Annotated in this window: 19 protein-coding genes; 13 read left to right on the top strand and 6 right to left on the bottom strand. The window is 73.3% G+C overall.

The genetic code is table 11. The features are described 5' to 3' along the window. The first annotated feature begins 45 nt into the window (after positions 1 to 45). The 7 genes from IE277_RS31895 to cobI are packed head-to-tail and all read left to right on the top strand — an operon-like array spanning position 46 to position 11,001. Entirely contained in the window at positions 46 to 1,026 is a 981-nt protein-coding gene (locus IE277_RS31895; protein ID WP_189957194.1) for a cobalamin biosynthesis protein, read from the top strand. Further along, positions 1,023 to 2,567 carry a cobyric acid synthase gene (locus IE277_RS31890; protein ID WP_189957193.1) on the top strand — a complete coding sequence of 515 codons (1,545 nt, stop codon included), beginning with the start codon at positions 1,023 to 1,025 and terminating at the stop codon, positions 2,565 to 2,567. The genes IE277_RS31895 and IE277_RS31890 overlap by 4 nt, the downstream gene beginning before the upstream one ends. Beyond that, positions 2,564 to 6,217: a cobaltochelatase subunit CobN gene (gene cobN / locus IE277_RS31885; RefSeq protein WP_189957192.1), complete on the top strand. Its 3,654-nt coding sequence runs from the start codon at positions 2,564 to 2,566 to the stop codon at positions 6,215 to 6,217. Before IE277_RS31890 ends, cobN begins: the two co-directional genes overlap by 4 nt. Then, the gene (locus IE277_RS31880) at positions 6,214 to 8,268 is read left to right on the top strand and encodes a putative cobaltochelatase (RefSeq protein WP_189957191.1); all 2,055 of its coding nucleotides are present in this window, start codon (positions 6,214 to 6,216) and stop codon (positions 8,266 to 8,268) included. The genes cobN and IE277_RS31880 overlap by 4 nt, the downstream gene beginning before the upstream one ends. Further along, positions 8,268 to 8,867, top strand: a complete 600-nt coding sequence (gene cobO / locus IE277_RS31875; RefSeq protein ID WP_189957190.1) for a cob(I)yrinic acid a,c-diamide adenosyltransferase — start codon at positions 8,268 to 8,270, stop codon at positions 8,865 to 8,867. Before IE277_RS31880 ends, cobO begins: the two co-directional genes overlap by 1 nt. Further along, the gene (locus tag IE277_RS31870; protein ID WP_189957189.1) at positions 8,867 to 10,273 is read left to right on the top strand and encodes a cobyrinic acid a,c-diamide synthase CobB; all 1,407 of its coding nucleotides are present in this window, start codon (positions 8,867 to 8,869) and stop codon (positions 10,271 to 10,273) included. The genes cobO and IE277_RS31870 overlap by 1 nt, the downstream gene beginning before the upstream one ends. Continuing rightward, positions 10,270 to 11,001: a precorrin-2 C(20)-methyltransferase gene (gene cobI, locus IE277_RS31865; RefSeq protein WP_189957188.1), complete on the top strand. Its 732-nt coding sequence runs from the start codon at positions 10,270 to 10,272 to the stop codon at positions 10,999 to 11,001. The genes IE277_RS31870 and cobI overlap by 4 nt, the downstream gene beginning before the upstream one ends. Positions 11,002 to 11,024: 23 nt before the next feature. On the opposite strand, the gene IE277_RS31860 is transcribed toward cobI, so the two are convergent. Next, on the bottom strand, positions 11,025 to 11,759 hold the full coding sequence (locus IE277_RS31860; RefSeq protein WP_189957187.1) for a ZIP family metal transporter: 735 nt from the start codon (positions 11,757 to 11,759) through the stop codon (positions 11,025 to 11,027). 177 nt (positions 11,760 to 11,936) lie between these two features. Here IE277_RS31860 and cobM point away from each other — a divergent pair, with 177 nt between their 5' ends. The 6 genes from cobM to cobC are packed head-to-tail and all read left to right on the top strand — an operon-like array spanning position 11,937 to position 18,245. Further along, a complete protein-coding gene (gene cobM, locus IE277_RS31855; protein WP_189957186.1) occupies positions 11,937 to 12,755 on the top strand; it encodes a precorrin-4 C(11)-methyltransferase in 819 nt (272 codons plus the stop codon). Next, positions 12,752 to 13,981, top strand: coding sequence for a precorrin-6y C5,15-methyltransferase (decarboxylating) subunit CbiE (gene cbiE / locus IE277_RS31850; protein ID WP_189957185.1), 1,230 nt, complete (start codon positions 12,752 to 12,754; stop codon positions 13,979 to 13,981). Before cobM ends, cbiE begins: the two co-directional genes overlap by 4 nt. Further along, positions 13,978 to 15,681: a precorrin-3B C(17)-methyltransferase gene (cobJ, locus tag IE277_RS31845; protein ID WP_189957184.1), complete on the top strand. Its 1,704-nt coding sequence runs from the start codon at positions 13,978 to 13,980 to the stop codon at positions 15,679 to 15,681. The genes cbiE and cobJ overlap by 4 nt, the downstream gene beginning before the upstream one ends. Beyond that, positions 15,678 to 16,265, top strand: a complete 588-nt coding sequence (locus IE277_RS31840) for a precorrin-8X methylmutase (RefSeq protein ID WP_189957183.1) — start codon at positions 15,678 to 15,680, stop codon at positions 16,263 to 16,265. The genes cobJ and IE277_RS31840 overlap by 4 nt, the downstream gene beginning before the upstream one ends. Then, positions 16,262 to 17,191: a sirohydrochlorin chelatase gene (locus tag IE277_RS31835; protein WP_189957182.1), complete on the top strand. Its 930-nt coding sequence runs from the start codon at positions 16,262 to 16,264 to the stop codon at positions 17,189 to 17,191. The genes IE277_RS31840 and IE277_RS31835 overlap by 4 nt, the downstream gene beginning before the upstream one ends. Then, positions 17,181 to 18,245 carry an Rv2231c family histidinol phosphate aminotransferase CobC gene (gene cobC / locus IE277_RS31830; RefSeq protein WP_229882110.1) on the top strand — a complete coding sequence of 355 codons (1,065 nt, stop codon included), beginning with the start codon at positions 17,181 to 17,183 and terminating at the stop codon, positions 18,243 to 18,245. Before IE277_RS31835 ends, cobC begins: the two co-directional genes overlap by 11 nt. 103 nt (positions 18,246 to 18,348) lie before the next feature. Here the strand turns inward: cobC and IE277_RS31825 are convergent, their stop codons facing one another. The 5 genes from IE277_RS31825 to IE277_RS31805 all read right to left on the bottom strand — a co-directional run bounded on the left by IE277_RS31825 (position 18,349) and on the right by IE277_RS31805 (position 22,990). Next, positions 18,349 to 19,257, bottom strand: coding sequence for an SCO1860 family LAETG-anchored protein (locus IE277_RS31825; RefSeq protein ID WP_189957180.1), 909 nt, complete (start codon positions 19,255 to 19,257; stop codon positions 18,349 to 18,351). 154 nt (positions 19,258 to 19,411) lie between these two features. After that, a complete protein-coding gene (locus IE277_RS31820) occupies positions 19,412 to 20,503 on the bottom strand; it encodes an amidohydrolase family protein (protein WP_189957179.1) in 1,092 nt (363 codons plus the stop codon). An 18-nt stretch (positions 20,504 to 20,521) separates the two neighbouring features. Next, positions 20,522 to 21,316 (bottom strand): amino acid ABC transporter ATP-binding protein, encoded by a 795-nt coding sequence (locus IE277_RS31815; protein ID WP_189957178.1) that lies wholly within the window; start codon positions 21,314 to 21,316, stop codon positions 20,522 to 20,524. Further along, positions 21,313 to 22,146 (bottom strand): amino acid ABC transporter permease, encoded by an 834-nt coding sequence (locus tag IE277_RS31810; protein ID WP_189957177.1) that lies wholly within the window; start codon positions 22,144 to 22,146, stop codon positions 21,313 to 21,315. The genes IE277_RS31815 and IE277_RS31810 overlap by 4 nt, the downstream gene beginning before the upstream one ends. 4 nt (positions 22,147 to 22,150) lie before the next feature. After that, on the bottom strand, positions 22,151 to 22,990 hold the full coding sequence (locus tag IE277_RS31805; protein ID WP_189957176.1) for a transporter substrate-binding domain-containing protein: 840 nt from the start codon (positions 22,988 to 22,990) through the stop codon (positions 22,151 to 22,153). Positions 22,991 to 23,103: the final 113 nt, after the last annotated feature.

The raw sequence follows: 23,103 nt of genomic DNA, 5'->3' as shown, positions 1-23,103 counted from the left end.
GGACCCATCCCAGGCCCGCCCCTGTGCCCACGACCGGCTGAGCCCATGGGTGCCGATCGCAGTTACGCGTACGGTGCCGCCGCCGGCCTTCTCGGTGATCTGTTCCTCGGCGACCCGCGTCGCGGGCATCCGGTCGCCGTGTTCGGGCGTGCGGCCGCTGCCGTGGACGGCGCGTTGTGGCACGACCACCGTGGCTGGGGCACCCTGCACACCGTGGTGTGCGCCGGCGGCGCCGTCGCACTCGGCACGGTCGCCGCACGCGCCGTACGCCCCTGCCCCGCCGCTTCCGTCGCGCTGACCGCCGCCGCCACCTGGGCGGTCGTCGGCGGCACTTCGCTCGCGCGCGAGGCCCGCGCCATCGGCGCCGCCCTGGAGCGCGGGGACGTCGAGGCGGCGCGGGCACGGCTGCCGCATCTGTGCGGCCGGGACCCGCAGGCGCTGGACGCCGACGGGATCGCGCGGGCCGTGGTCGAGTCGGTCGCCGAGAACACCTCCGATGCCGTGGTGGGCGCGCTGGTGTGGGGCGCGGTCGCCGGGGTGCCGGGGCTGCTCGGCTTCCGGGCGGTCAACACGCTGGACGCGATGGTGGGTCACAAGTCCCCCCGCTACCGGCGCTACGGCTGGGCCTCCGCCCGCCTCGACGACCTGGCCGGCTGGCCGGGGGCCCGGTTGACCGCCGTACTCGCCGCCGCGGCCGGACCCGACCCGCGCGGCGCCCTGCGCGCCTGGAAGGCCGACGCCCACCGGCACCCGAGCCCCAACGCGGGCCCCGTCGAGGCGTCGTTCGCGGGCGCCCTCGGCGTCCGCCTCGGCGGCACGCTCTCCTACGGCGGCCGGGTCGAGCACCGGCCCGTCCTCGGCGGGGACACCGGCCGGGCCGTACGGGCCACCGACATCGACCGGGCCGTACGGCTCTCCCGCCGCGTCGGCCTGCTCGCGCTCGGCACCACGGTCGCCGCGCGCCTTCTGGTCACGAGCGTCAAGAGCGTCAAGAGCGTCAAGAGCCTGAAGGGACGTGGGAAGTGAACGGGGGACTCCTCGTCGCCGGCACCACCTCGGACGCCGGCAAGAGCGTCGTGACGGCCGGGATCTGCCGATGGCTGGTCCGTCAGGGCGTGAAGGTCGCGCCGTTCAAGGCGCAGAACATGTCGCTCAACTCCTTCGTGACCCGCGAGGGCGCGGAGATCGGGCGGGCGCAGGCCATGCAGGCCCAGGCCTGCCGGATCGAGCCGACCGCGCTGATGAACCCGGTGCTGCTCAAGCCGGGCGGCGAACAGAGCAGCCAGGTCGTGCTGCTGGGCAAGCCGGTGGGCGAGCTGAGCGCCCGCGGCTATCACGGCGGACGGCAGCAGCGGCTGCTCGGCACGGTGCTGGACTGTCTGGCCGAGTTGCGGGGCACGTATGACGCGGTGATCTGTGAGGGGGCGGGTTCGCCGGCGGAGATCAATCTGCGCCGCACGGACATCGTGAACATGGGGATCGCGCGGAACGCGCGGCTGCCCGTGCTCGTCGTCGGCGACATCGACCGCGGCGGCGTCTTCGCCTCCTTCTTCGGCACCGTCGCCCTGCTCTCGCCCGAGGATCAGGAGCTGATCGCGGGCTTCCTGGTGAACAAGTTCCGCGGCGATGTCAGCCTGCTGGAGCCCGGTCTCGACATGCTCCACGGCCTCACCGGGCGGCACACCTATGGCGTACTGCCGTTCCGGCACGGGCTCGGCATCGACGAGGAGGACGGGATGGGGGTCCCCCCGCGCGAGCGAAGCCGAGCGTGGGGGAGGGTCTCGCTGCGCGGCACCGTCCGGGAGTCCGCGGTGACTCCCCCGGTCGGCGAGGACGTGCTGCGCGTCGCCGTGTGCGCGATCCCGCTGATGTCCAACTTCACGGACGTGGACGCGCTGGCCGCCGAACCGGGGGTCGTGGTGCGGTTCATGGACCGCCCGGAGGAACTGGCGGACGCGGACCTCGTGGTGATCCCGGGCACGCGGGGCACGGTGCGCGCGCTGGAGTGGCTGCGCGAGCGTGGGCTCGCGGACGCGCTCGTCACAAGGGCCGCCGAAGGACGCCCGATCCTCGGCATCTGCGGCGGCTTCCAGATCCTCGGCGAGTACATCGAGGACGAGGTCGAGTCGCGGGCCGGCGAGGTCGCCGGGCTCGGAGTGCTGCCCGTACGGGTGCGGTTCGCCCGCGAGAAGACCCTGACCCGGCCGGCCGGCGAGGCCCTGGGCGAGCGGGTCGAGGGATACGAGATCCACCACGGGGTCGCCGAAGTGACCGGCGGAGAAGCCTTCCTGGACGGCTGCCGGGTCGGCCACACCTGGGGCACGCACTGGCACGGCTCACTGGAGTCGGACGGCTTCCGGCGGGCCTTCTTGCGCGAGGTGGCCGCCGCCGCGGGCCGCCGCTTCGTGCCCGCGCCGGACACCTCCTTCGCCGCGCTGCGCGAGCAGCAGCTCGACCGGCTCGGCGATCTGATCGAACAGCACGCGGACACGGACGCGCTGTGGCGGCTCATCGAGTCGGGCGCGCCGCAAGGACTGCCTTTCATTCCACCGGGAGCGCCTGCATGAGGACAGTGTTGTTGTTGTCGACCGCCGACACGGATCTGCTGGCGGCCCGTGCCTCCGGCGCGGACTACCGCATCGGCAACCCGACCCGCGTGGACGTCGCCGCGGAGCTGCCGGGGCTGCTCGACGGCGCCGACCTCGCCGTCGTACGGCTGCTGGGCGGCAAGCGCGCCTGGGAGGAGGGGCTGGCCGCGCTGAAGGCGGCCGGGATCCCCGCCGTGCTGCTGGGCGGCGAGGCCGTGCCGGACGCGGAGCTGATGGCCGAGTCGTCGGTGCCGGCCGGTGTGGTGGCCGAGGCCCTGAAGTACCTGGTCGAGGGCGGCCCGGAGAACCTGCTGGAGCTGTCCCGGTTCCTGTCCGACACCGTGCTGCTGACCGGTGAGGGCTTCGAGGAGCCGCGCAAGATGCCGGAGTACGGCATCCACGGCGACCGGGCGCGCGTGGCGGGCCGGCCGACCGTGGGCGTGCTCTTCTACCGGGCCCATGAACTGAGCGGCAACACCGCCTTCGTGGACACCCTGTGCGAGGCGATCGAGGCGAAGGGTGGCAACGCCCTTCCCGTGTACTGCGGTTCGCTGCGTGGCGCGGACGCCGGGCTGTACGAACTGCTGGGCACCGCCGACGCACTGGTCGCGACCGTGCTCGCGGCGGGCGGCACCCACGCCTCGCAGGCCTCGGCGGGCGGCGACGAGGAGTCCTGGGACATCGGCGCCCTCGCCGACCTGGACATCCCGGTGCTGCAGGGCCTGTGCCTCACCTCGTCGAAGAAGACCTGGGACGAGTCGGACGCCGCCCTCTCCCCCATGGACGCGGCCATGCAGGTCGCCATCCCGGAGTTCGACGGCCGGCTGATCACCGTGCCGTTCTCCTTCAAGGAGCAGGGCCCCGACGAGGTCCCGGTGTACGTGGCCGACCCGGAGCGGGCCGGGCGGGTGGCCGGAATCGCCCTGCGCCACGCTCAGCTGAAGCACAAGCGGAACGCGGAGAAGAAGGTCGCGCTGGTCTTCACCGCGTACCCGACCAAGCACTCCCGGGTCGGCAACGCGGTCGGCCTGGACACACCGGCGTCGGCGGTACGGGTGCTCGACGCGCTCCGGGACGCGGGCTACGGAGTCACCGAATACCCCGCCGGCGGCGACGAGTTGATCCACCGGCTGATCGCGGCCGGCGGCCATGACGTCGAGTGGCTCACCGAGGAGCAGCTGGCCGCCGCGCCCGCGCGGGTGCCGCTGGCGGACTACCGGGCGTGGTTCGAGAAGCTGGATCCGGACCTCAAGGACGCCATGGTGGAGGCGTGGGGCGAGCCGCCGGGCAGCCTGTACGTCGACGGCGAGGACATCGTGCTGGCGTCGCTGCAGTTCGGGAACGTCGTCGTGATGATCCAGCCACCGCGCGGCTTCGGCGAGAACCCGATCGCGATCTACCACGACCCGGACATGCCGCCCTCGCACCACTACATGGCCGCCTACCGCTGGCTGGAGAACAGCTTCGGCGCGGACGCGATCGTGCACATGGGCAAGCACGGCACGATGGAGTGGCTGCCGGGCAAGGGGCTGGGGCTGAGCGCCGGTTGTGCCCCGGACGCCGTCCTCGGCGATCTCCCCCTCATCTACCCGTTCATCGTCAACGACCCGGGTGAGGGCACCCAGGCCAAGCGGCGCGGGCATGCCACGGTCGTCGACCATCTGGTGCCGCCGATGGCCCGCGCCGACACCTACGGCGACCTGGCCAAGCTGGAACAGCTGCTGGACGAGTACGCGCTCGTCTCCGACCTGGACCCGACGAAGGCCCCGGCCGTCCGGGCCCAGATCTGGACGCTGGTGAAGGCGGCCGAGCTCCACCACGACCTGCATGTGGACGAGCAGCCGGACGAGGACGACTTCGACGAGTTCGTCATGCACATCGACGGCTATCTGTGCGAGATCAAGGACGTCCAGATCCGCGACGGACTGCACATCCTGGGCGGCGGCCCGGTCGGCGAGCCGCGCGTGAACCTGGTGCTGGCGGTGCTGCGGGCGTCCCAGGTGTGGGGCGGGCAGGCCAACGCCCTGCCGGGGCTGCGGGCCGCGCTGGCCGCTCATTTCGGACTGACCGAGAAGGAGCTGCTGGCCGAGCCGGGCGCGCCGGTGAAGGTGCCGGTGGAGCTGACGGACCTGGTGGAGGGCCCGTCGCGGACGGCCGCCGACGCGATCGACCTGCTGGAGCAGCTGTGCCGGCGGATCGCGGAAGGGCTGGAGGCGCGGGAGTGGGACCGTGCGATCGTCCCCGCCGTCCTGCGGGGCGTGCTCGGTACCGAACTCCCCGAGGGCGTCGCCGTACTGGAGTTCGCATGCGACGAGGTCGTACCGCGGCTCGCGCGCACCACCGACGAGATCGGGCACATTCTGCGGGCCCTGGACGGCGGTTACGTCCCGGCGGGTCCGTCGGGCTCGCCGACCCGGGGCCTGGTGAACGTCCTGCCGACCGGCCGTAACTTCTACTCGGTCGACCCCAAGGCGATTCCGTCCAGGCTGAGCTGGGAGGTCGGACAGTCGCTGGCGGACTCGCTGGTGGACCGCTATCTCCAGGACACCGGCGAGTACCCGAAGTCCGTCGGTCTGACGGTCTGGGGCACGTCCGCGATGCGCACCCAGGGCGACGACATCGCCGAGATCCTGGCGCTGCTGGGCTGCCGACCGGTGTGGGACGACGCCTCGCGCCGGGTGACGGGCTTCGAGATCGTGCCCCTGACGGAGCTGGGCCGGCCGCGCATCGATGTCACGGTCCGCATCTCCGGGTTCTTCCGGGACGCGTTCCCGCACGTCGTGGGCCTGATCGACGACGCCGTACGGGCCGTGGCCGAGCTGGACGAGCCCGCCGGGAGCAACTTCGTCAAGGCCCACGCCGACGAGGACACCGCCGAGCACGGTGACCGGCGGCGCGCGACGGCCCGTGTCTTCGGCTCGAAGCCCGGCGCGTACGGCGCCGGTCTGCTGCCGCTGATCGACGCCCGCAACTGGCGCTCCGACGCCGACCTCGCCGAGGTGTACGCCGTCTGGGGCGGCTACGCCTACGGGCGCGGGCTCGACGGGCGGGCGGCGCGCGGGGACATGGAGACGGCGTTCAAGCGGATCGCGGTGGCGGCGAAGAACGTCGACACCCGCGAGCACGACCTGGTCGACGCGGACGACTACTTCCAGTACCACGGCGGCATGGTCGCCATGGTCCGGCATCTGACCGGCGCCAACCCCGAGGCGTACGTGGGTGATTCGGCCGTCCCGGACCAGGTGCGGACGCGGACCCTGGGCGAGGAGACGCACCGCGTCTTCCGGGCCCGGGTGGTCAACCCGCGCTGGATGGCGGCCATGCGCCGGCACGGCTACAAGGGCGCCTTCGAGATGGCGGCGACCGTGGACTATCTGTTCGGCTACGACGCGACGGCGGGCGTGGTCGACGACTGGATGTACGAGAAGCTCAGCGCCGAGTACGTCTTCGACCCGGAGAACCGGGACTTCATGAAGCAGTCCAACCCGTGGGCGCTGCGCGGCATCACCGAGCGCCTGCTGGAGGCGGCGGACCGGGGCCTGTGGGCCGAGCCGGACGCGGACACGCTGGAGCGGCTGCGCGCCACCTACCTCGAGCTCGAGGGCGACTTGGAGGGCGACGACCAGTGACAACTCCCTTTCCTTTCACGGCCGTTGTCGGTCAGGACGACCTGCGGCTCGCGCTGCTGCTGAACGCGGTCAGCCCGGCGGTCGGCGGTGTGCTGGTGCGCGGCGAGAAGGGCACGGCCAAGTCGACGGCCGTACGGGCCCTTTCGGCGCTGCTTCCCGAGGTGGCGGTCGTACCCGGCTGCCGGTTCTCCTGTGACCCGGCGGGCCCGGATCCCTCGTGCCCGGACGGCCCGCACGAGCCGGGCGCCGGTGCGGCGCGTCCCGCGCGGATGGTGGAACTGCCCGTCGGCGCCTCCGAGGACCGGCTGGTCGGCGCGCTCGACATCGAGCGGGCGCTCGCCGAGGGTGTGAAGGCGTTCGAGCCGGGCCTGCTGGCCGACGCGCACCGGGGCATCCTCTACGTCGACGAGGTCAACCTCCTCCACGACCACCTGGTCGACCTGCTGCTGGACGCGGCGGCGATGGGCGCGTCCTACGTCGAGCGCGAGGGCGTCTCCGTGCGGCACGCGGCGCGCTTCCTGCTCGTGGGCACCATGAACCCCGAGGAGGGCGAGCTGCGGCCGCAGCTGCTGGACCGGTTCGGGCTCACGGTGGAGGTGGCCGCCTCCCGCGAGCCCGACCAGCGGGTGGAGGTCGTACGGCGGCGGCTCGCGTACGACGACGATCCGGCCGGCTTCGCCGCCCGCTGGGCGGCCGAGGAGGCCGGGGTACGGCAACGGATCGTGGCGGCACGGGAGTTGCTGCCCGAGGTCCGGCTGGGCGACGGCGCGCTGCGGCAGATCGCGGCGACCTGCGCGGCCTTCGAGGTGGACGGCATGCGCGCCGACATCGTGATGGCGCGTACGGCGACCGCGCTGGCGGCGTGGGCGGGGCGGACGGATGTGCTGGCGGAGGATGTGCGCCAGGCCGCGCTGCTGGCGCTGCCGCACCGCAGGCGCCGCAACCCCTTCGACGCGCCCGGTCTGGACGAGGACAAGCTGGACGACACGCTGGAGCAGTTCGCCGGGGACGACTCCGAGGGCGACGAGGATCCCGATCCGGACGGACCGGGTGGGGGCGGCGGTCAGCCGCAGCCCGACTCCGGCCCGCAGGGCGGCGGCGACACCGCCGCGCGGCCCGAGGCCGGGGAGGACGGGGAGCCGCAGGCGTCCGGCGCGCGGGAGCAGCCGGCCGCACGGGCCGCCGAGCCGTTCCGCACCAAGGTGCTGAGCGTGCCCGGGATCGGCGAGGGTGTAGCCGGACGGCGGTCGCGGGCGCGCACCGAGCACGGGCGGACCACCGGGGCCAGGCGGCCCCGGGGCACGCTGACCAAGCTGCACCTGGCGGCGACCGTGCAGGCGGCGGCCCCGCATCAGCGGGCGCGCGGCCGGTCCGGGACGGGGCTGGTGATCCGCCGGGACGATCTGCGGCAGGCGACCCGGGAGGGCCGCGAGGGCAACCTCGTGCTGTTCGTCGTCGACGCCTCCGGGTCGATGGCGGCGCGGCAGCGGATGGGCGCGGTGAAGGGTGCCGTGCTGTCGCTGCTGCTGGACGCGTATCAGCGTCGGGACAAGGTGGGGCTGGTGACCTTCCGGGGGGCGGGGGCGGAGGTCGCGCTGCCGCCGACCTCGTCCGTGGACGCGGCCGCCGTACGGCTGGAGTCGCTGCCGACGGGCGGTCGTACGCCGCTCGCGGCCGGGCTGCTCAAGGCGCACGAGGTGCTGCGGGTGGAGCGGCTGCGGGATCCGGCGCGCAGGGCGCTGGTCGTGGTGGTGACCGACGGGCGGGCCACGGGCATGGGGGCGGCGCGAAGCGCCTCCGGCCGGGGTGGTGGTCGGGTGACGGGTGGGACGGAGCCGGTGGCGCTGGCCGGGCGGGCGGCGCGGCTGTTCGCGGCCGAGGGGGTCGCGTCCGTGGTCGTGGACTGCGAGTCGGGGCCGGTGCGGCTCGGGCTCGCCGGGCAGCTGGCCGGCGAGCTGGGCGGCAGCGCCGTCACGCTGGACGAGCTGCGCGCCGATTCGATCGCCGGGCTGGTCAGGGATGTGCAGGGGACGTCGAGGAGGGCCGCGTAATGCCGCAGGGACAGCCGAGTGTCGTACCCGATGACGGTCTGACGACCCGTCAGCGACGGAACCGGCCGCTGGTCGTCGTGCACACCGGGATCGGCAAGGGCAAGTCCACCGCCGCGTTCGGGCTCGCGCTGCGGGCCTGGAACCAGGGGTGGCCGATCGGGGTGTTCCAGTTCGTCAAGTCGGCGAAGTGGAAGGTCGGCGAGGAGAACGCGCTGCGGGTGCTCGGCGCCTCCGGAGAGGGCGGCAGCGTCGACTGGCACAAGATGGGCGAGGGCTGGTCGTGGGTCCAGCGGGACGCTCAGATGGACAACGAGGAGAAGGCCCGGGAGGGCTGGGAGCAGGTCAAGCGGGACCTGGCGGCCGAGACGTACCGGCTGTACGTGCTGGACGAGTTCGCGTATCCCCTGCACTGGGGCTGGGTGGACACCGACGAGGTCGTGGACGTGCTGCGGAACCGGCCGGGTACCCAGCATGTCGTGATCACCGGCCGTAACGCGCCGGAGAAGCTGGTCGACCTCGCGGATCTCGTCACCGACATGTCCAAGGTCAAGCACCCCATGGACGTGGGGCAGAAGGGCCAGAAGGGCATCGAGTGGTGATGTCGTCGGTGCCACGGCTGGTCATCGCCGCGCCCTCCTCAGGCAGCGGCAAGACCACCGTGGCCACGGGGCTGATGGCCGCGTTCGCCGCGCGGGGGCTCGCCGTGTCCCCGCACAAGGTCGGGCCGGACTACATCGACCCCGGGTATCACGCGCTCGCGACCGGGCGGGTCGGGCGGAACCTGGACGCCTATCTGTGCGGGCCCGAGCTGGTCGCTCCGCTGTTCCTGCACGGGGCGCGCGGGTGCGATCTGGCCGTGGTCGAGGGCGTGATGGGGCTGTACGACGGGGCGGCGGGGGAAGGTGAGCTGGCCTCCACCGCCCATGTCGCCAAGCTGCTGGGGGCGCCGGTCGTGCTGGTCGTGGACGCGTCGTCGCAGTCGCGGTCGGTGGCGGCGCTGGTGCACGGGTTCGCCTCGTGGGATCCGCAGGTGCGGGTCGGGGGCGTGATCCTGAACAAGGTCGGCTCCGACCGGCATGAGGAGATGCTGCGGGAGGCGCTCGATTCGGCCGGTGTGCCGGTGCTGGGTGTACTGCGGCGGGCAGCGCCGGTGGAGACGCCGTCGCGGCATTTGGGGTTGGTGCCGGTTGCCGAGCGGCGCGGTGAGGCGGTCGAGGCCGTGGCCGCGATGGCGGCGCAGGTGGCCCACGGCTGTGACCTGGCGGCGTTGGAGGGGCTTGCCCGGACCGCCGGTGCCGTCCCAGGGGGCTCCGCCCCCTGGACCCCCGCCTCGCCCACCCACCACCCGACTCGGTCGGCTGAGAGGCCGGCCGACCCATCGACCCGGTCGGCCGACAAGCGCGCGCCCGTCGTCGCCGTCGCCGGTGGCCCCGCCTTCACCTTCTCCTACGCCGAGCACACCGAGCTCCTCACCGCCGCCGGAGCCGAGGTGGTCGCCTTCGATCCGCTCCGTGATGAGCAACTCCCGCAGGACACGGCGGGTCTGGTCATCGGCGGCGGCTTCCCCGAGGTGTACGCCGGTGAGCTGTCCGCCAACGAGCCCCTGCGCAGAGCCGTCGCCGAACTCGCGGGGCGGGGCGCGCCGGTTGCCGCCGAGTGCGCCGGACTCCTGTACCTCTGCCGGGAGTTGGACGGCAAGCCCATGTGCGGGGTGCTCGACGCCGCCGCCCGGATGGGTGAACGGCTCACCCTGGGCTACCGGGACGCCGTGGCCGTCGGGGACAGTGTGCTGGCCGTCGCGGGGACGCGGATGCGGGGGCACGAGTTCCATCGCACGGTGGTCGAGCCCGGCGCCGGCACCGCTCCGGCGTGGGGGGTGCGGACGCCCGTGCGACGGCTCGAAGGTTTCGTACAGCAGGGTGTGCACGCGAGTTATCTGCACACGCACTGGGCGTCCGAGCCCGGTGTCGCCCATCGGTTCGTGGAGAGGTGCCGGACGTCATGAGCAGCAGGCTGGTCGGAGTCGGGGTCGGTCCCGGTGATCCGGAGCTGGTGACCGTCAAGGGGGTCAACGCCCTGCGCGCGGCCGATGTCGTCGTCGTCCCCGTCATGGACACCGGGGAGCGGGGGCGCGCCGAGGCGACCGTGTTGCACTACGTGCCCGAGGACAAGGTCGTCCGGGTGGTGTTCGCGCTGAACGAGCGGAGTGACCGGGCGCGCCGGGAGGCGGCCTGGGACGCGGCCGGTGAGCGGGTCGCGGAGCTGCTGCAGCGGCATGGGTCCGTCGCCTTCGCGACCATCGGGGATCCGAATGTGTACTCGACGTTCACGTATCTCGCGCAGACGCTCGTGGAGCTGGTGCCGGGTGTCGTCGTGGAGACCGTGCCCGGGATCACGGCCATGCAGGATCTGGCGGCGCGCTCCGGTGCCGTGCTGACGGAGGGCACCGAGCCGCTGACGCTGGTGCCGGTGACGGCCGGGTCGGCGGTGCTGAAGGAGGCGCTGGCGGGACCGGGGACCGTGGTCGCGTACAAGTTCGGGCGGCAGGCCGCCGAGGTGGCCGAGGCGCTCGCGCAGACCGGTCGGCTCGGTGACGCCGTGTGGGGTTCGGCGCTGGGCCTGCCGGAGGAGTCGGTGCGGCCCGCCGCCGAGCTGGACGGGACGCCGCTGCCGTATCTGTCGACGCTGATCGCGCCGCCGCGCCGGGACGGCGGCCGGGGCGGGAAACTGTGACCCGGCCGGGACGGCCGGCCGGATCAACCGCCGGAGAGGCCGACCACCAGCCAGATGAAGGCCGCGCCCGCCACCGTGCACAGCAGGGTGGAGCGCGCGGGGTGCTCGTGGTGGGCCTCGGGCAGGATCTCGGCGGCGGCGAGGTAGAGCAGTACGCCGCCGAAAAGACCGAGATAGCCGCCGAGGACCGCCTCGGGGATGTGGAAGAAGGCGGTCGACAGCGCGCCCGCCAGGGGTGCGCAGGCGTCGGCCACCAGCATCGCGATGGCACGCCGGCGGGCGTTGCCGTACAGGCTCGTGATGGTGAAGGTGTTGAAGCCGTCGGCGAAGTCGTGCGCGATCACGGCGAGCGCGACGGCCGTGCCCATGCCGCCGCCGACCTGGAAGGCGGCGCCGATCGCCACGCCGTCCATCGCGCTGTGCCCCACCATGGCGGCGGCGGCCGCCAGACCCACCTCGGGCGCCCGGTGGCCCGGTCCCTCGGCGCCGCCGTGGGCCGCCTGGCGCGCGGCCAGGGTGCGCTCCACCAGGTGGGCGAGCAGGAATCCGGCCACGAACAGCAGCAGGGCGGCGGGTACGCCGAAGATCTCGCGGTCGGCGGCGTGCAGCGCCTCCGGCAGCAGGTCCAGGCCGACCACGCCGAGCATCAGACCGCCGGCCAGGCCCAGGACCAGGTGCCGACGGTCGGTCACGCGCTGTGCCGTCCAGCCGCCGGCCAGCGTCATCAGGAACGCGCCGAGCGCGACGAAGACCGCCATAGGCCCTTGCTATCCGATCGGGGCACGTTCGCGCACATCCGGCGCCGATCACACTCCCCCAGACCCTGACATTTCACCGATTCCGACTTGCGTCTTCGGCGTTTCCGAACGCCTGCGAACGCCGCCCAACGCCCCCGGACGCTTCCGGACCCGCTTCCGCAGGAGAGGACCCTTCCCATGGCCGATGCCCCCACCGGCAAGGTGACGTTCGTCGGTGCCGGCCCCGGCGCCGCCGATCTGCTGACGTTCCGTGCCGCCCGCGCGATCGCGGAGGCGGACGTGGTGATCTGGGCGGCGAGCCTGGTCCAGGCGGAGGTCCTGGAGCACGCGCGTGCTCAGGCGGAGATCCTGGACTCGGCGGCGATGTCCCTGGAGGACGTCGTCGCCGTCTACGGGCGTGCCCACGCCGAGGGTCTGAGGGTGGCGCGGATCCACTCGGGCGACCCGGCGCTGTGGGGCGGCACGCAGGAGCAGCTGGACCGGTGCGCGGAGATCGGGATCGCGACGGAGGTCGTACCGGGCGTCTCGTCCTTCTCCGCCGTCGCCGCGCTGGCGCAGCGCGAGCTGACCATTCCCGAGGTCGCGCAGTCCGTCGTGCTCACCCGGCTGGGCGGCGGCAAGACGCCGATGCCGCCCGGCGAGGAGGTGCGCGAGTTCGCCCGGCACGGCACCACGATGGCGGTCTTCCTGTCGGCGGCGCGCAGCGGGCAGCTGGTGCGCGAGCTGCTGGAGGGCGGCTACCCGACGGACACGCCGGTCGTCGTCGCCTACCAGGCGACCTGGCCGGAGGAACTGGTCGTGCGGTGCACGATCGGCACGCTGGAGGAGACGGTCAAGGAGCACAGGCTCTGGAAGCACACGCTCTTCCTCGTCGGCCCGGCGCTGGACGCCCACGGGACGCGTTCGCACCTCTACCACCCGGGTCACTTCCACGAGTACCGCAAGGCCGACCCGCAGGCCCGGCGGGCCCTGCGCGAGCAGCGGGCGAAGAGTTGATCACGGTCGTCGGCGCCGGGACGGGCGCCCCGGTCGCCGAGGACGTCCTCGCGGGTGCCGCGCTGGTGGTCGGCGGGCGCCGGCACCTGGACGCGGTACGGCTGCCCGAGGGCGCCGAGCGGATCGTCCTCGGGCCGCTGGCCCCGGCGCTGGACGCGATCGCGGGGTATGCGGACAAGGACGTCGTCGTGCTGGCCTCCGGGGATCCCGGGTTCTTCGGGATCGTACGGGCGCTGGCCGAGCGGTTCGGTGCCGAGCGGCTGGACGTACGGCCGGGAGTGTCCTCCGTCGCGACGGCGTTCGCACGGATCGGGCTGCCCTGGGACGACGCGGTCGTGGTGAGCGCGCACGGCCGGGACCTGCGGACGGCCGTCAATGTGTGCCGGGCGCACCCGAAGGCGGCCGTGCTCACGGGGCCGGGGGCCGGGCCCGCCGAGCTGGGCGCCGCCCTCGGAGCGGACCGCGTCCTGATCGTGGCGAGCGCGCTCGGCGATCCGGGGCGCGAGCGCGTGGAACGGGTGACGCCCGCCGAGGCGGCGGCCCGTGACTGGGGTACGGCGGTGAGCGTGGTGCTGTGCCTGGACGAGGCGCGGGCGCTCGGCGCGGTGCGTACCGTCGCGGGCGCGGCGGACCGGCCGGCGCGCTGGGCGCTGGAGGAGGACGCGTTCGCGCACCGGGACTCGATGATCACCAAGTTCGAGGTGCGGGCGCTGGCGCTGGCCCGGCTCGGGCCCCGGCCGGGCGACCTGGTGTGGGACGTGGGCGCCGGCTCGGGCTCGGTGGCGGTGGAGTGCGCGCGGCTCGGCGCGGCCGTCGTCGCCGTCGAGAAGGCGGCCGACGGCGTCGAGCGGATCCGCGCCAACGCCGGCGCCCACGGGGTCGATGTGCGGGTGGTGCACGGCTCGGCGCCCGAGGCGCTGGCAGGTCTCGCCGACGACCCCGACGCCGTGTTCGTCGGCGGCGGTGGGCGTGAGTTGCCCGCCGTCGTGGGCGCCTGCGCCCGGCGGGCGCGGCGGGCCGTGGTCGTCGCCATGGCCGCCCTCGACCGGGTGCCGGCGGCGCGTGCGGCGCTCACCTCCGCCGGGTTCACCTGCGACGGCGTGCTGCTGCAGTCCTCGCGGCTGGCGCCGCTGCCGGGCGAGGTGACCCGGCTCGCGGCGACCAATCCTGTGTTTCTGCTCTGGGGTGTGCGAACCCCGGCATCCAGTAAGGGAGTTGACGAGTGATCGGCCTCATTTCCGCCACCGCGGCGGGGGCGGCGGCGCGGGACCGGCTGGCCGCGGCCTGGCCGGACCGGACGCGGGTGTACGAGGGTCCCGTCGGGGAGGCGGTGCGGGCCGCGTTCGCCGAGTGCGGGCAGCTGGTGTGCTTCCTGGCGACGGGCGCGACGGTACGGCTGGTCGCGCCGCTGCTCGGCGACAAGACGGCCGACCCGGGTGTGGTGTGCGTGGACGAGGGCGGCCGGTTCGCGGTCTCGCTGGTCGGCGGGCACGGCGGCGGCGCCAACGAACTCGCCCGGGCGGTGGGTGAGTTGCTGGGTGCCGAGCCGGTGGTGACGACCGCCACGGACTCCGTCGGGCTGGTCGGCCTGGACATGCTGGGACTGCCCTGCGAGGGCTCGGTCGCCCTGGTCTCCCGCGCCCTGCTGGACGGCGAACCGGTCGCCCTGGAGGCCGAGGTGGCGTGGCCGCTGCCGCCGCTGCCGACCTCGCCGCAGGGGGCGTACACCGTCCGGCTCACCGACCGGGATGTCGTGCCCGGCGAGCGTGAGGTGCTGCTCCGGCCGCCGTCGCTGGTGGTCGGGGTCGGCGCGTCCAAGGGTGCGCCGCAGGCGGAGGTTCTCGGGCTGGTCGAGGAGGCGCTGCGGGAGGCGGGGCTCTCGGTGCGGTCCGTGGCCGAGCTCGCCACGGTGGACGCCAAGGCGGCGGAGCCCGGCATCGTCGCGGCCGCCGAGCGGCTGGGCGTGCCCCTGGTGACGTACTCCGCCGAGGAGCTGGCGGCGGTCGGGGTGCCGAACCCCTCGCACGCGCCCCTCGCGGCCGTCGGCACCCCGTCCGTGGCGGAGGCGGCCGCCCTGGTGCGCGGCGGTGAACTGCTCGTGCCCAAGCGGAAGTCCGAGCGTGCCGACGGGCAGCCGGCGATGGCGACCTGTGCCGTCGTACGGCGTCCGGGGCGCGGGCGGCTCGCGGTGGTCGGGCTCGGACCCGGCGCCCGGGACCTGCTCACCCCGCGCGCCACGGCCGAACTCCGGCGCGCCTCCGTGCTGGTGGGGCTGGACCAGTACGTCGACCAGATCCGCGATCTGCTCAGGCCCGGCACCCGGGTGCTGGAGTCGGGGCTCGGCGCCGAGGAGGAGCGGGCCCGTACGGCGGTCGCACAGGCCCGCAAGGGGCATGCGGTGGCGCTGATCGGCAGCGGGGACGCGGGCGTGTACGCCATGGCCTCCCCTGCGCTGGCCGAGGCGTCCGACGACATCGAGGTGGTCGGTGTGCCGGGCGTGACGGCGGCGCTGGCCGCCGGGGCGATCCTGGGCGCGCCGCTCGGCCATGACCATGTGTCGATCAGCCTGTCCGATCTGCATACGCCGTGGGAGGTCATCGAACGGCGGGTGCGGGCGGCGGCCGAGGCGGACCTCGTCGTCACCTTCTACAATCCGCGCTCCCGGGGCCGCGACTGGCAGCTGCCCAAGGCGCTCGGCATCCTCGCCGAGCACCGGCAGCCGACGACGCCCGTCGGCGTCGTCCGCAACGCGTCCCGGCCGGACGAGGCGAGCCGGGTGACCACGCTCGCCGGACTGGACCCGGCGACGGTGGACATGATGACGGTCGTGACCGTGGGCAACACCGCGACCCGGATCATCGCCGGGCGCATGGTGACCCCGCGCGGCTACCGCTGGCAGGACGGCGGACAGGAGGAGACCCGGTGAACCGGATCGTGCATCCCATCGAGCAGGAGTCCTTCCGGCGGCTGCGCGCACGCCTGGACACCTCGCACTTCGCGCCGCTGACCCGGGCGGTGGTGGAGCGGGTGATCCACTCCGCCGCCGACCTGGAGTACGCGAGCGACCTCGTGACCGACGAGGACGACCTGCTGGCGGCGCATGCCGCGCTGCACGCCGGGGCGCCGGTCGTGGTGGACGTGGAGATGGTCGCGGCCGGGATCACGCGGCGCGAGACCGTGTGCCGGCTGAAGGACGCCGTGTCCGGCCCGGGTCTCACCCGTTCGGCCCACGCGATCCGGCTCGCCTACGAGGAGGTGGGGCCGGGCGCCCTCTGGGTGATCGGCTGTGCGCCGACCGCGCTGGAGGAGCTGCTCACCCTGGACGCCTCGCCCGCGCTCGTCATCGGCCTGCCCGTCGGCTTCGTCGGCGCGGCCGAGTCCAAGGCCGCGTTGCGGGCGAGCGGGCTGCCCGCCGTGAGCAACGTGTCCGAGAAGGGCGGCTCGGCGGTCGCCGCCGCCGCGCTCAACGCCCTGCTGTACCACCCCGTTTCACCTGAGGAGACCCCGTGACCACCCCGCCCGCCCTGCTCATCGCCGGACACGGCACCCGTGACGACGCCGGCGCCGAGGCGTTCCGTGACTTCGTCCGGGAACTCGGGCGCCGCCACCCCGACCTGCCCGTCGCCGGCGGCTTCATCGAACTGTCCCCGCCGCCGCTGGGCGACGCCGTCGCCGAGCTGGTCGAGCGAGGCGTACGCCGGTTCGCGGCGGTGCCGCTGATGCTGGTGTCCGCCGGGCACGCCAAGGGCGACATCCCGGCCGCGCTGGCCCGCGAGAAGGAACGGCACCCGGGCATCTCGTACACCTACGGCCGCCCGCTCGGCCCGCACCCGGCGCTGCTGAACGTGCTGGAGCGGCGGCTGGACGACGCGCTCGGGGGTACGGTCCGCACGCCCGAGGACCGGGCGGACGTGACCGTGCTGCTCGTCGGGCGCGGTTCCACGGACCCCGACGCCAACGCCGAGGTGTACAAGGCGGCGCGGCTTTTGTGGGAGGGCCGGGGGTACGCCGGGGTGGAGACGGCGTTCGTGTCGCTGGCGGCACCGGACGTGCCGAGCGGCCTGGACCGGTGCGTGGCGCTCGGGGCGCGCCGGATCGTCGTCCTGCCGTACTTCCTGTTCACCGGGATCCTGCCGGACCGGGTGCGGCAGCAGACCGAGGGGTGGGCCGCCGCGCACCCGGAGACCGAGGTGCGGTCGGCCGATGTCATCGGGCCCGAGCCGGAGCTGCTGGACCTGGTGATGGAGCGGTACGAGGAGGCCGTCAAGGGCGATCTGCGGATGAACTGCGACTCGTGCGTGTACCGGATCGCGCTGCCGGGCTTCGAGGACAAGGTGGGGCTGCCGCAGCAGCCGCACTTCCACCCGGACGACGACGGCCAGCACAGCCATGGGCACCACCATCACGGGGGGCACGCACACAGCCATGCGCACTGAGGACACCGGCGGGTCCGGGCACGATCTGCGGCATCACGGGGACGCCGAAGTACGGGACGAGGGGGCCGCGTTGACCGACCTCGCCGTCAACGTGCGCGCGGACACACCGCCGCCGTGGCTGCGCGAGGAGATCGCCGCCTCGCTGTCGTCCCTCGCGGCCTACCCGGACGGGCGGGCCGCGCGGGCGGCGGTGGCGGCGCGGCACGGGCTGCCGGTGGAGCGGGTGCTGCTGACGGCGGGCGCGGCGGAGGCGTTCGTGCTGCTGGCCCGCGCGCTGAAGGTACGGCGGCCGGTCGTGGTGCATCCGCAGTTCACCGAGCCCGAGGCGGCGCTCAGGGACGCGGGGCACACCGTGGACCGGGTGCTGCTGCGGGCGGAGGACGGATTCCGGCTGGATCCGGCGGCGGTGCCGGAGGATGCCGATCTGGTGGTGATCGGGAATCCGACGAACCCGACGTCCGTGCTGCACCCGGCAGGCGCACTTGCCCGACTTGCCCGTCCCGGGCGGGTGTTGGTGGTCGACGAGGCGTTCATGGACGCGGTGCCGGGTGAGCGGGAGGCGCTGGCCGGACGGACGGATGTGCCGGGGCTGGTGGTGCTGCGCAGTCTGACCAAGACATGGGGGCTGGCCGGGCTGCGGATCGGGTATGTGCTGGCCTGCGCGGAGATCATCGCCGACCTGGAGCGGGCCCAGCCGCTGTGGCCGGTGTCGACGCCGGCCCTGGCGGCGGCCGAGGCGTGTGTCAGGTCACGGGCGCTGGCGGAGGCCGGGCACGCGGCGCATCGCGGCGCGGCGGACCGGGCACATCTGGTGGCGGGGCTGGCGGAGTTCGCCTCGCGCGGGGTGCGGGTGGTGCAGCCGGCGGAGGGGCCGTTCGTGCTGGTCCGTATGCCGGGGGCGGCCGCTGTACGACGACGGTTGCGTGAGCTCGGTTATGCGGTGCGGCGGGGTGACACGTTTCCGGGTCTCGGCGAGGAATGGGTGCGGGTCGCCGTACGGGACCGTGGCACGGTGAACGGCTTCCTGAAGGCACTGTCGGCCGCGCTCGGGTAGCCGGGCCGCCTCGGGTAGCCGGGCTGCCCTCGGCTAGCCGGGGCTCGAAAGGCCGCTCCCCGCCCGGTGGGACGGCCGGGCAGGGAGCGGCTGGGGCACAGCGTCAGTGCCTGCGGCGGCGCGCCACCGTCACCGCTCCCCCGCCGACCAGCACCAGCGCCAGCGCGCCGCCCGCGATGTACGGGGTCGCGGAGCTGCTGCCCGTCTCCGCGAGGTCGGACTTCGACACCCCGCCCTGGGGCTTCGCGCCCGCGGCCGGGTCATGGCTCGGCACCGGGTGCCCGGTGGGCGGGACCGTCGGGGACTCGCAGGTCGCCTTGGCCAGGGTGACCGTTCCTTCCACGTCGGCAACGTTGAGCTTCAACGGGTTGACGGAGACCTTGAGCTGGAGCGCGGTGGCGGCGGCCGTACGGGTCGTGGTGCTGTGCCGGGCGAGGTCGAGGCGGACCTCGCCGACGCCGGGCACCTTCACCTCGGTCGGGCCGCCGGCGGTGAGCGTGACGCGCTTGCCGAGGACCGTGACCGCGCCGAGGACGTTCGCCGAGGCGGCCGGCGCTTTGCCGACCTCGCAGGTCGCCTTCGCGGTGACCGCGTCGGCCTCGATCAGGGACAGCAGGGGCAGGCCGGGGACGTGCAGCCGGGCGTGGACGAGCCGGACCGAGCCCTCGGCGCGCCGCGCCGTCACCGTGGCCTTCGCGGCGGCGACATCCGCGCCGAGGACGGTGAACGGCTTGCCGCCGGCCACGCCGTCGAGCCGGGCGGACAGCGCGGTCCTGTCGGCGCTCTGCGGTGCCTGGACCTCGTTGAGGGAGAGCGCGAGCGGGACGTCGACGGATCTGTTGAGCAGGGACACGTCGAGCCCGGTGCGCAGGACGACGGCGGAGGCGCGACCGTGGTCACCGGTCGCGTGCGCGGCGCCCGCGCCCAGGACCACGGGACCGGCGGCCAGGGCGGTGACCGTCAGCGCGGTGGCGAGACGACGGGCGGGCATACGGAAGTTGTTGCTGTTCAAGGCGGTGGGACCCCCAATGGGAACATGCGTGGGACCCGTCAACCTTGTACGCGTTGCGGGTGAACGGTCAGCGTTCCTCGACCCATTCACTCCATCGAGGAGAATCGGCACATCTCTTCGAATCGTGAAGCACATGCGTTCCCTTACGCCTCGATCACTCCACGATCCGCCCCTCCAGCACCACCCGGCGCGGCGCCGCCAGCACCCGTACGTCGGCCCGCGGATCCCCCTCGTACACCACCAGGTCGGCAGGCGCGCCCTCCTGCAGCCCCGGGCGGCCGAGCCAGGCGCGGGCGCCCCAGGTCGTCGCCGACAGGGCGGCCACGGCGGGGATGCCGGCGGTGACCAGTTCGGCCACCTCGCCCGCGACCAGACCATGGGCGAGCGAGCCGCCGGCGTCCGTGCCGGCGTAGACCGGGATGCCGGCGTCGTAGGCGGCGCGCACGGTGTCGTAGCGGCGGTCGTGCAGCCGGCGCATGTGCGCGGACCAGCGCGGGAACCTGCTCTCGCCGCCGGCCGCGAGCTGCGGGAAGGTGGCGATGTTGACGAGGGTCGGGACGATGGCGACGCCCCGTTCGGCGAAGAGCGGGATCAGGTCGTCGGTCAGGCCCGTGGCGTGCTCGACGCAGTCGATGCCGGCCTCGACGAGGTCGCGCAGCGGCTCCGTCGCGAAGCAGTGCGCCGTGACCCGGGCGCCGAGGCGGTGGGCCTCGGCGATGGCTGCCTCGACCGGCTCGCGCGGCCAGCAGGCGGACAGGTCGCCGAGGTCGCGGTCGATCCAGTCGCCGACGAGCTTGACCCAGCCGTCGCCGCGCCGGGCCTCCTGGGCGACGTAGGCGACGAGGTCGTCCGGTTCGATCTCCCAGGCGTAGTTGCGGATGTAGCGGCGGGTACGGGCGATGTGCCGGCCCGCCCGGATGATCTTCGGGAGGTCGGCGCGGTCGTCGGTCCAGCGGGTGTCGGAGGGCGAGCCCGCGTCCCGCAGCAGCAGGGCGCCCGCCTCCCGGTCGGTGAGCGCCTGCTTCTCGGCGGTGTCGGCGTCGACCGGGCCGTGCGCGTCGAGGCCGACATGGCAGTGCGCGTCGACCAGTCCGGGCAGCGCCCAGCCCGTCACGGTGGTGATGTCACGGGCGCCGGCGGGGCGGTCGTAGGACACCCGCCCCCCGACCACCCACAGCTCGTCACGGACGTCCTCGGGCCCGACCAGGACCCGCCCCTTCACATGCAGCACCGCGCCATCGCTCATGTACTGCACCTTAATGAGCTACTGCGCGGGCTTGCCGACCTGGTCGGAGGTCCCCTCCTCCACTTCGGCCATCGCCGGGTCGAGGAGGCGGGAGAGGAAGTGGCGGGTGCGTTCGTGCCGGGGTCGGGCGATGACCTGGTCGGGGGTGCCGTCCTCGACGATCACGCCGCCGTCCATGAAGACGACCCGGTCGGCGACCTCGCGGGCGAAGGTCATCTCATGGGTGACGACCATCATCGTCATGCCCTCCTCGGCGAGCCTGCGCATCACCGCGAGCACATCGCCGACCAGCTCCGGGTCGAGCGCGGAGGTCGGCTCGTCGAAGAGCATCACCTCGGGGCCCATGGCGAGGGCGCGGGCGATGGCCACGCGCTGCTGCTGGCCGCCGGAGAGGGAGGACGGGTAGGCGTCCGCCTTCTCGGACAGGCCGACGCGGGCCAGGTTCTCGGCGGCGATCCGCGCGGCCTGCGCCTTGTCCCGCCGAAGGACCCGGCGCTGCGGGAGCGTCAGGTTCTCGGTGACGTTCAGGTGCGGGAAGAGGTTGAACTGCTGGAAGACCATACCGATCCGGCGGCGTACGGCGTCGATGTCGACGTCCGGGTCGGTGATCTCGGTGCCGCCGACGAAGACCTCGCCCGTGCTGGGCTCCTCCAGCAGGTTCACACAGCGCAGCAGCGTGGACTTGCCGGAGCCGGAGGGGCCGATGACACAGACGACCTCGCCGTGCCCGATCTCCAGGTCGATGCCGCGCAGGACGTGGTTGTCGCCGAAGGACTTGTGCAGGTCCTGGACGCGGATCTCGGGCTGGGTCACCGGATCTCCTTGAGGGCCTTGGATTCCATACGGCGCACGACGAGGCTGAGCGGGACCGTGATCAGCAGATAGCACAGGCCCGCGACCAGGATCGGCGTGGAGTTCGCGGTCGAGCTGGCCAGGTCGTTGCCGAACTTCGACAGTTCGCGCTCCTCCAGGGTGACGCCGAGGAACAGCACCAGTGAGGAGTCCTTGAAGAGCAGGACGAGTTCGTTGGTCAGCGGCGGCAGGATGATGCGGAAGGCCTGCGGCAGGATGATGGAGATCATCGCCCGGGCCGGCGAGAACCCGAGCGAACGGGCCGCCTCCGTCTGCCCCTTGGGCACGGCCTGGATGCCCGCGCGGATCGTCTCGGCCATGTAGGCGGCGGAGACCAGTCCGAGGGCGACGGCGACCTTGCCGTAGGTGCCGCCCGGGTACTGGATGCTCGGGAAGGCCAGCGGCACTCCGACACCGACGAAGATGAAGATCAGCAGCGCGGGCAGACCGCGGAAGATCTCGATGTAGATGCCGGCGAGCCAGCGGTACGGCCCCACCGACGACAGGCGCATCAGGGCGATGACCATGCCCAGGGCCAGGCCGACGACAAAGCCGGACAGCGTGTACAGCACGGTGTTCTTGAGGGCCACCGTGATGAGGTCCGGGAACAGCTGCCTCGCGATGTGGGCCTGCGCGAACTGGTTCTGCAGCCGGCCCCAGTCCGCGGTGACCGCGAAGGCGATCACCGCGGCGACGAAGACGGCGTACTGCGCCGCGCGCGAGAGCCGGCGCTTCTGCCGGCGGGTCAGCCCGGTCTTCTTCGGCTGGATCCGTGTGTCCGTGTCGGTCATGGGGTCAGGAGGCGGCCGGCGAGGCGACGGACGCGTTGTACGGGCCGATCCACTGCTCGTAGATCTTCTTGTACGTGCCGTCGGCCTTGGCGTCCTTGAGGGCCTTGTTGACGGCGTCGAGCAGGGCCTTGTTGCCCTTCTTGACCGTGAAGCCGTACTGCTCGCCGGTCTTGAGGTTGTCGACGACCTTGAACTTCTCGGCGTTGGCCTTGTCCTTCAGCCAGCCCTGGACGACCGGGTAGTCGATGATGACGGCCTGGACCTGTCCGGTGCGCATGCCGTTGAGGACCGCGTCGGAGGAGGCGAAGGAGACCGGGTCGAAGCCCTTGCTCTTGGCGAAGTCCTCGCCGGTGGTCTGCGCCTGGGCGCCGAGCTTCTTACCCTTGGCCTTGACGTCCGCGAGCGAGTTGATCCCGCTGTTCTTGTCGACCAGGACGGCCTGGGTGGCCTCGAAGTACGGGTCGGAGAAGTCGACGTTCTTCTTGCGCTCGGCGGTGATCGTCATGCCGGCGGCGGCCAGGTCGCACTGGCCGGAGTTCAGGAAGGCGCCGGTCTTGAAGTTCTCGAACGGCGTGTCGAGGATCTGCTGCTTGACGCCCAGGTTCTTGGCGACGAGGTCGATCAGGGACACGTCGAAACCCTGCACCTTGCCGTTGATCTCCGACTGGAACGGGGGGTACGGCAGGTGGGTGCAGGTGGTCAGCTGACCGCCCTTGACGAGGTGCACCCCCTTGACCGTCGTCGGGCCGCCGGAGTCGCTGGAGGAGCAACCGGCCACGAGCACGAGCCCGGCCGTCACGGTGGTGGCTGCCAGAAGGCGGGTCCGGCGTCCGAGCGTTTTCATGGGGGATCTCCGTCTGGGGGACCGTGTGCGGGAAGTGTGGGTTCCGATTATAAGGAAGAGTTTGAGTCTCTCAAATCAAACCCATGGTTACGGACCCGTTGCACCTAAGATCG

This window comes from Streptomyces alanosinicus (assembly GCF_014650595.1).
Taxonomy (GTDB): Bacteria; Actinomycetota; Actinomycetes; order Streptomycetales; family Streptomycetaceae; genus Streptomyces; species Streptomyces alanosinicus.
This window is presented reverse-complemented; position numbering and strand designations above follow the sequence as displayed.

Coding starts and splice junctions, on each gene's coding strand:
- IE277_RS31895 (WP_189957194.1), top strand. CDS start 46: ATGGGTGCCGATCGCAGTTACGCGTACGGTGCCGCCGCCGGCCTTCTC.
- cobN (WP_189957192.1), top strand. CDS start 2,564: ATGAGGACAGTGTTGTTGTTGTCGACCGCCGACACGGATCTGCTGGCG.
- cobO (WP_189957190.1), top strand. CDS start 8,268: ATGCCGCAGGGACAGCCGAGTGTCGTACCCGATGACGGTCTGACGACC.
- IE277_RS31870 (WP_189957189.1), top strand. CDS start 8,867: ATGTCGTCGGTGCCACGGCTGGTCATCGCCGCGCCCTCCTCAGGCAGC.
- cobI (WP_189957188.1), top strand. CDS start 10,270: ATGAGCAGCAGGCTGGTCGGAGTCGGGGTCGGTCCCGGTGATCCGGAG.
- IE277_RS31860 (WP_189957187.1), bottom strand. CDS start 11,759: ATGGCGGTCTTCGTCGCGCTCGGCGCGTTCCTGATGACGCTGGCCGGC.
- cobM (WP_189957186.1), top strand. CDS start 11,937: ATGGCCGATGCCCCCACCGGCAAGGTGACGTTCGTCGGTGCCGGCCCC.
- cobC (WP_229882110.1), top strand. CDS start 17,181: ATGCGCACTGAGGACACCGGCGGGTCCGGGCACGATCTGCGGCATCAC.
- IE277_RS31820 (WP_189957179.1), bottom strand. CDS start 20,503: ATGAGCGATGGCGCGGTGCTGCATGTGAAGGGGCGGGTCCTGGTCGGG.
- IE277_RS31810 (WP_189957177.1), bottom strand. CDS start 22,146: ATGACCGACACGGACACACGGATCCAGCCGAAGAAGACCGGGCTGACC.
- IE277_RS31805 (WP_189957176.1), bottom strand. CDS start 22,990: ATGAAAACGCTCGGACGCCGGACCCGCCTTCTGGCAGCCACCACCGTG.